Source organism: Desulfonatronospira sp. (assembly GCA_003563255.1).
Taxonomy (GTDB): Bacteria; Desulfobacterota; Desulfovibrionia; order Desulfovibrionales; family Desulfonatronovibrionaceae; genus Desulfonatronospira.
Genome location: PWSL01000032.1, coordinates 1 through 6,506, shown reverse-complemented (window position 1 = coordinate 6,506; position 6,506 = coordinate 1). Strand labels below are relative to the sequence as shown.

The 6,506-nt window shown below is 51.3% G+C and carries 6 protein-coding genes and 1 tRNA gene; 5 read left to right on the top strand and 2 right to left on the bottom strand.

The features are described from left to right. The first annotated feature begins 373 nt into the window (after positions 1-373). The 5 genes from QZP87_RS00980 to QZP87_RS00960 all read left to right on the top strand — a co-directional run bounded on the left by QZP87_RS00980 (position 374) and on the right by QZP87_RS00960 (position 5,361). Positions 374-1,579 carry a class I SAM-dependent methyltransferase gene (locus QZP87_RS00980; protein ID WP_291321058.1) on the top strand — a complete coding sequence of 402 codons (1,206 nt, stop codon included), beginning with the start codon at positions 374-376 and terminating at the stop codon, positions 1,577-1,579. A 1,068-nt stretch (positions 1,580-2,647) separates the two neighbouring features. Continuing rightward, positions 2,648-3,829 (top strand): phosphoglycerate kinase, encoded by a 1,182-nt coding sequence (locus QZP87_RS00975; RefSeq protein WP_291321057.1) that lies wholly within the window; start codon positions 2,648-2,650, stop codon positions 3,827-3,829. Positions 3,830-3,848: 19 nt separating this feature from the next. After that, complete coding sequence (gene tpiA / locus QZP87_RS00970) at positions 3,849-4,604, top strand: triose-phosphate isomerase (RefSeq protein ID WP_291321056.1); 756 nt, start codon at positions 3,849-3,851, stop codon at positions 4,602-4,604. A gap of 20 nt (positions 4,605-4,624) precedes the next feature. Then, the gene (gene secG, locus QZP87_RS00965; protein WP_291321055.1) at positions 4,625-4,972 is read left to right on the top strand and encodes a preprotein translocase subunit SecG; all 348 of its coding nucleotides are present in this window, start codon (positions 4,625-4,627) and stop codon (positions 4,970-4,972) included. 303 nt (positions 4,973-5,275) lie between these two features. Further along, positions 5,276-5,361 (top strand) — tRNA-Leu (locus QZP87_RS00960). Between the two features lie 36 nt (positions 5,362-5,397). Here the strand turns inward: QZP87_RS00960 and QZP87_RS00955 are convergent. Then, entirely contained in the window at positions 5,398-5,574 is a 177-nt protein-coding gene (locus QZP87_RS00955; RefSeq protein ID WP_291321054.1) for a hypothetical protein, read from the bottom strand. A 236-nt stretch (positions 5,575-5,810) separates the two neighbouring features. Continuing rightward, the coding region (locus tag QZP87_RS00950) for a molybdopterin dinucleotide binding domain-containing protein (RefSeq protein WP_291321053.1) at positions 5,811-6,506 on the bottom strand (696 nt) is incomplete at its 5' end.

Below are 6,506 nucleotides of genomic sequence, written 5' to 3'. Positions count from 1 at the left end.
CGGCAAATGAAAAGGCAGCCTTTTTGAAAACCGTTGCCCGGTTTTCAAAAAATACCCTCCTTACTGTTTTAAGCTTAGTGACCTTCGTGTCTTTGTGGTTCAATAATCTTCTTCTTTGGGTTGCGGGCATAGCCCACTTTAGAACTTTTCGGCTGAATTGTCCATAGAAGTGGTTTGGTCCCGCATTACCGCAAGTAAACTGGTTGACACTGGAATAAACAGTATTAATAATCAAAATTATATACTCTTTATGAGTTATTCTTGAGTACCTGCCTGTCCCCTTAGTAACATTTAAAGCAGGTTTGTAAAAACAGGGTAAAGTGCATCGGTTTAAACATCAGAACCCAATTCAGGGTGAGCAAAGAAGGAGACGATGAAAAAACTGGACAATGATTGCCTGGCAGCCATTACCTTTGAAATCAGTTGGGAAAGCCCCGAGGCTGTACATCGTGAGTTTTTCATGGCCGGAAAGGCCAATATCTGGAGGGATATTTTCCCTGAAGACCTTAAGGAGGCTTTGCTGGGTCAGCCGGCTGGCGGAGAAGCTTTCATAACCTGTGATCCCGGGCAGGCCGTTCCGGCCAGAAACGGAAAGGACATTATCAGTACACGGCCGGAAACCTTTCAGCGCCGCCAGTTTTTAGGAAGGCCGGTACAGCCCTGCAGGGGCAGGTTTTATCCCAGGGGCATGCTTTCAGGTTCTGGATTTTTCAGTGCTGATATGCGGCCCTGCCGAGTAGTTTATAAAGACAATACTGAGCTTAAGGCTGACTGCGCACATCCCTTGTCGGATTACAGGCTGGAAGTCAGAGCGCGGCTGGAAGACCTGGCGGCCAAGGAATGTGAAACCGGCGGTAGAATGAATCACTGGATGGAAGAAATCCTGGGAAGTGGGCCTGGTATGCAGGCCAGGCAGGGGCATTTACCTACAGATTTTTATTCTCCTTACGCCTTTGAGAGAATCGACGACACCGATGATACCGGATTTTATACTTCTCCACGGTTTATTGACCATATTGATTCCCAGGCCCGGGAATTCCTGGCCGGACAGTATGCCCGGGAGCTCAGGCCTGACATGGAGGTGCTCGATCTCATGAGCAGTGTTGCATCCCACATCCCGCAGAATCTGCAGGTCAAGGTAGCCGGACTGGGGCTCAATGCAGAGGAGATGCAGGTCAATCCTGTCCTGAACTCGCATGTGGTACATGATTTGAACCGCCACCCGGAACTGCCCTATGAGGATCACTCCTTTGATGCAGTTTTATGCAGCCTGTCAGTGGAGTACTTGACCAGCCCCCTGGCCGTTACCCGCGAGGTGGCCAGGGTTCTTCGTCCGGGAGGAATATTCCTGGTGGGTATTTCAAACCGCTGGTTTCCCCCCAAAGTGGTCCGCCTTTGGCAGGAACTGCACGAGTTTGAGAGAACCGGCTTTGTTCTGGACCTTTTGATGCAGGCTGAGAGCTTTGAAAAACTGGAAAGTACCAGCATCCGCAACTGGTGGCGTCCTGCGGACGACCCTCATACCGGGCATACCTGGGTCAGTGACCCTGTATACGTGGTCAGGGGTCAAAAAGTTTAGTACTGCTTGCTCCCTTTCAACTGGCTCTCTCCGCGCATATTTTTTCAACCCCGTCAGTCTTCTTTCAGAAAAATATGTGCGGGGAGAACCTGATCCCCGTCCCCGCTGAGAACGTAAACATTCAGGGGGTCCTGGGTGTTGATTACCGGCACCAGGCCTGGTGACTGTCCTCCGCTACGTAATTATTGTGCAGGTTCACAAAACTTCGCGTCTGTACTTTCGTGTATTTGTGCAGGAACAGAGGTCGCGGGGACTGTCCCCGGGCCGGTTTCGGCATCCCCCTGAAGGGTTACCTGAGAACCAACAAAATCAAAGGAAACCATTCCTGCGAATAAAATATTTCCATAGCCAAAACAGTGGCCAGGGGTCTAACCCTTATGTATTGAATTTTCCTCAATGATGTTTTAATAACAGAAAAATTTCGCCTGAACCCATTGCCGAAAGGCACCTTGAGAATTAATTTTGTATCTGAATCCGTGTAGTTTATCCAATGTCAGGCGCTTAGCACATATTTCGGAACAACATGTTGGTCGTTAAAATCGGTTCGAGGTTCTTCGTTCATGGTTACCTCTCGTTCCCAGGCTGGAGCCTGGGAACGCTTTGTGCTTGCGGCACCAGCCGCTTCTTATAAAAGTGGCTGGAGCCACAAAAAAGCGATGTCCCCAGGCTGGAGCCTGGGAACAAGAAAATGTCCCCAGGCTGGAGCCTGGGAACAAGTGCATGTTTGTGGGGACAGGCACCCCGGCACTTATTTTCTTATTAAACAAGAAACAGATTAGAAAAAAAAAATGCCCCGAGAGCCAGTCCCCGTGCTCAAAGCATCCTGCAAGGGTTAACCGGATGATGCCCCGAAGGGGCACTTTTTCCGCGCAAGGTCGCGGACAAAGCCTAGTCTGCCTTGGAGTGTGTTTTTGCGGCCTTTTTGACAAATTTTGGAACCTGTTTTCACGGATTCAGGTTTGTACATTGATCCCTGAAGTTCAGCATCTGTTCAGAGCTTTAAGTGTCGCATGGCTTCCAGCCCGCAGGCATACGGCCCCAACATACTAATATTTCAAGGAGTTCACGATGAAGTTTATCGATGGAATGGATTTGTCAGGAAAAACAATACTGGTACGGGTGGATTTCAATGTTCCTCTCAAGGACGGCCGGGTACAGGACGAGACCAGGATCCAGGCATCCATCCCTACCCTGAAATATGCCATGAAGCAAAATGCCAGGCTGGTGCTCTGCTCACATCTTGGAAAACCCAAGGGCCGGAAAATGCCGGAACTGTCCCTTGCCCCTGTTGCCGAGAGGCTGGGATCCATCCTGGGTATGAATATCCCACTGGCTCCGGACTGCATTGGAGAACAGACCCGGGAAATGGTAAACGGGCTTGAATCAGGCGGAGTACTGATGCTGGAAAACCTGAGATTTCATCCCGGGGAGGAGAAAAACGACGATGATTTCAGCAAAGAGCTGTCCCGCATGGGTGAGGTATACGTAAATGACGCTTTTGGTGTAAGCCACAGGGCGCATGCTTCAGTGGTCGGGGTGACCAGGCATATGTCCTCCTGTCTTGGCGGGCTTCTCCTGAAAAAGGAATGGGAGTACCTGTCAAAAGTCGGAGATCCGGCCAGGCCCTTTGTGCTCATCGCCGGCGGGGCCAAGGTTTCCTCCAAGCTGGGCGTTCTGGAAAACCTCCTGGACAAGGTTGATGCCATGCTCATCGGAGGGGCCATGGCCAATACGTTTATCAAAGCCAATGGGTATTCCGTGGGAACTTCCAGGGTAGAGGACGACCTGCTGGATAAAGCCAGGGAAATAATGCAGAAAGCCATGGACATGAACGTGCAGTTTTACCTGCCTGTGGACTTCATGCTTGGTCAAGGTCCTGACGCTGAATCCGGAGAGGGTGTCTGCCCTTTCCAGGGAATACCTGCTCATCTGATGGCCCTGGATATCGGTCCTGCTACCTGCACCCTGTTTTCCGAGGTCCTGCACAGGGCCAAAACAGTAATCTGGAACGGTCCCATGGGGGCATTCGAAAACCGCCCCTTTTCCCAGGGTTCGCGTAATATAGCCGAGATAGCAGCCGGACTGCAGGCTACTACTATTGTTGGTGGAGGAGATACCGACGCCCTCATTCATGAACTCAAGCTGCAGGACAAGTACAGCTTTATATCCACAGGTGGCGGGTCTTTCATGGAATTTCTCGAAGGCAAGACTCTGCCCGGATTCAAGGCCCTTGAAGAGTGCATCAATTAACAGGAGTAAGGAAATAAAAATGCCCAGAAAACTCATGGCCGCCAATTGGAAGATGTTCAAAACCTGGGAGGAAGCCTGTCAGACCGCCAGAGAACTGGTGGTAGCAGTTAGAAAGGATCTCCCGGATGACCGCGAAGTGCTTCTATGCCCCCCTTTTACCGCCCTGCGGGGTGTAAGCGAAATGCTTTCCCGGCAGGAAGGGTTTTACCTTGGGGGACAGAATTTTTATCCGGCCGAACAGGGGGCCTTTACCGGGGAGATTAATCCGGACCAGCTTCTGGATGCCGGATGCACTTATGCCTTGGTGGGGCATTCCGAGCGCAGGCATGTTATAGGTGAAAAAAATGGCTTTCTGGCATCCAAGGTTGCCTTTGGACTGAAAAAAGGTCTCAAGGTAATCCTGTGCATCGGGGAGACGCTTGAGGAGCGCAAGCAGGGAGAGGTTCAAAGTGTTCTGCACCGCCAGTTGGAGCAGGGCCTGCAACACATCTCTTCAGCTACATCCCCTGAAGACCTTGCAGTGGCCTACGAGCCTGTATGGGCTATAGGCACCGGAGAAACCGCCGGTCCTCCAGAAATTGAGCACGCCCACAACCTGGTCAGGGATAAGCTTAAATCCATTTTAAACCAGGCTGAACAGATCAGAATTCTGTATGGAGGAAGCGTAAAGCCTGACAACACCGCCTCCATAATATCGCTTGACAACGTGGACGGGGTTCTGGTAGGTGGTTCAAGCTTAAGCGCTGAAAAATTTTCACAAATTGTCCTTGCTTAATTATATTTGGAGGTGGTTTTTTGCAAACACTGATAGTAACCCTGCATCTTATATCCTGTGTTGTCCTTGTGGTCCTGGTACTTCTGCAGTCCGGCCAGCAGGGCATGGGAGTCATTTTTGGAGGAGGCGGCGGAAGCCTTTTCGGCAGCGGCGGGGCGGGCGGCATCCTGGCCAAACTCACAGTCGGGGTGGCCATAATATTCTTCTGTACCTCGCTGACGTTTACTTATATGACCGCCAAAGAGCATTCTACAGAACCAAGCTCGATTGTGCAGCAGGAAGAAGAATTTAATCATGCACCTCTGCAGAGCATGAGAGTAGACAGTGAAGGCGGCAGAGAAGGCTTGAATCCCATCTCCAGCAAATGAGCCTTTCTTTCGTAACCATTCAGGGGGGAGATACCGGCCATTAGTCATCACCGAGGACCCCCTGAATGGTTACTTTTTATCAATCATACAACGACACTTAGAAAATGGGTTACTTGTTAACACTACAGCGACACTATATTTTAGCTGGAAGGGGACTGGCTCTTTTGCCGCCGGATAGTCCGGCCGTTTTACGGTTTGAGGTCGGCAAAAGTGCCTGTCCCCGGTGGCCTAGGCGATATTTTCACAAAGTGTCGCTGTAGTGTTAAATTAGTGTCGTTGTAGGGCTATTCTCTTCTTTTCAAAGCCGAAGTGGTGGAACAGGTAGACACGCTATCTTGAGGGGGTAGTGGGCACCGCCCGTGGGGGTTCGAATCCCCCCTTCGGCACCATCAACAAATCCAGCCAAATCCGGCTGAACAAAAATATTAAATATAATCAAGCAGATAAGCCCGGACAGACTGTCCGGGCTTATATGTATTGCGTATGGATTCTTTTACATCCAGTTTTTTTCGGGGGTACTTTTCCGGTAACCATTCAGGGGGATGCCTGAACCGGCCCCTCAAAAACTCCTGGCAGTATTCCTGGATACCAGCTTCTTGCATGTGGCACGGGACTGGCTCTTTTGCCGCCGGATAGTCCGGCCGTTTTACGGTTTGAGGTCGGCAAAAGTGCCTGTCCCCGGTGGCCGCTGTAGTGATAATAATAAGCTGGAAGGGGACTGGCTCTTTTGCCGCCGGATAGTCCGGCCGTTTTACGGTTTAGGGTCGGCAAAAGTGCCTGTCCCCGGTGGCCGGTCCCCGGTGGCCGCTGTCCCCAGTGGCCGCTGTAGTGATAATAATCAGGCCTTTTCCACCTTCACAAAGTGTTCCTGCAGGGCCACTGCACCTCCGGCAGGATCCCAGATGTCCAGGCCGCCTTTCATGAGCCGGTGGTCGGCAACTCCCTTGTTTCTGGCCCTGGTTTCCGCCGGGACGTCACTTCCGAAGCCGTGGACCATGAATACCGCGTCCGGATGCATAAATTCCGTCACATAAGCCTTGATCTTGCCTGAATAACCGTTGGAGCCGCTGACCTTGACTAAGTCATTGTTGCTTATGCCCATTTCCGCGGCTTTTTTGTCGTTGATCCAGAGTTCGTTCTCGGGCATCTGCTCATGCAGGATTGGATTATTCTGGGTATGACCCTGGGTATGTACGCCGCAGCGACCGAAGGTGATCCTGAACCAGCCCTTCTTGGGAGCCTGTTTGTCCTCATACGGCTTAAGAGAAGGAATGCCTGCCTCTTCCCATTTGGGGGCGATTATTTCAATTTTTCCCGAGGCGGTCTTGAACTTGAACTGCTCCCTGGGAAAATAGATGGGCTTGTCAGTTAGAGATACCATGCCGGTGGCCTTGAAGTCCTCAGGTTTTACCCCGGTATCCGCAAGCTGGTAGCGCCAGATGTCTTCGATGGATTCAAAAGCCAGCTTATCCAGACCCATTTTCTGGGACAGGCCGCAGAGTATCTCCCAGTCGGCCCGGGTGTCGTACTTGGG